Annotated in this window: 1 protein-coding gene; it reads right to left on the reverse strand. The window is 59.8% G+C overall.

Translation table 11 applies throughout. From position 1 onward, the window contains the following. The coding region (locus tag GIB19_RS28105) for an immunoglobulin-like domain-containing protein (RefSeq protein ID WP_274888854.1) at nt 1-1,013 on the reverse strand (1,013 nt) is incomplete at both ends.

A 1,013-nucleotide genomic window follows, 5' to 3' on the forward strand; every position in this document is an offset into this window, starting at 1 on the left:
GTGGCGTTGTTGCTCAGGGTCACAACCAGGTCGTGAGCCAGCGCGGTGTTGATGTGAACGGTGAAGGTCGGCTTCACGTTTTCAGCGACGGAAACCTGGTCAGCCGTGATGGTGACTTTGACCAAGTCGCCTTCGTTACCCGGCGTGCCTGGCTCGTCGGTGACGGCCGTGCTGACCGGCGTTTTGTCCAGAACCAGGTTCTCGAACTTGCCAACATCCGCGCCGTCGACGGTAGCGATCGATTTGATCACCGCATCGTTGGTACCGGTGTAGACGTTGTCCGGAGCAGTCACGGTGGTGAAACCAGTGGTGCTGTTGGCCGGAACCGTGATGACGGTGGTGCCGTCGCTCAACGTGAAGGTCAGCGCCGAGTGTTTATCAATTGGCAGACCATCTTTGTTGGTCAGGGTGATGGTGTAAGTGATCGCACCGCCTTCGGTAACCGAAGGCGTGGCAGTCAGCTTGGCCACCACGTCATCCGTGGTGTCGGTGACTTTGACCGATGCCGCGTCGCCCAGTTGCAGGTTTTCGAAGGCACGGCCATCGACATCGACCGCGGACTTGATACCCAGGCTGATTTCGCCAGCGTCTTTGTAGACATCATCGCCCTGCGCGTCGTGAGTGTACGGCGCGCTGGTTTCGCCAGCCTTGATGGTGACGGTGGCGTTGTTACTCAAGGTCACGACCAAGTCGTGGGCCAGGGCAGTATTGATGTGAACGGTGAAGGTCGGCTTCACGTTCTCGGCGACCGAAACCTGATCAGCCGTGATGGTGACCTTGACCACATCGCCTTCGTTGCCTGGGGTACCCGGCTCGTCGGTCACAGTGGTGCTGACCGGGGTCTTGTCGAGAACCAGGTTCTCGAACTTCCAGGCGTCAGCGCCGCTAACCGCCTGGAGGCTCTGCTCTACCGGTGGGTTAGCGCCGGTGTAGACGTTGTCCGGGGCAGTTACGGTAACCGAACCGGTGGTGCCGTTGGCCGGAACGGTGATGACCGTTTTGCCGTCACTCAG

The sequence above is a fragment of the Pseudomonas sp. ITEM 17296 genome (genome assembly GCF_028895205.1).
In the GTDB taxonomy this organism is placed as follows: Bacteria; Pseudomonadota; Gammaproteobacteria; order Pseudomonadales; family Pseudomonadaceae; genus Aquipseudomonas; species Aquipseudomonas kermanshahensis.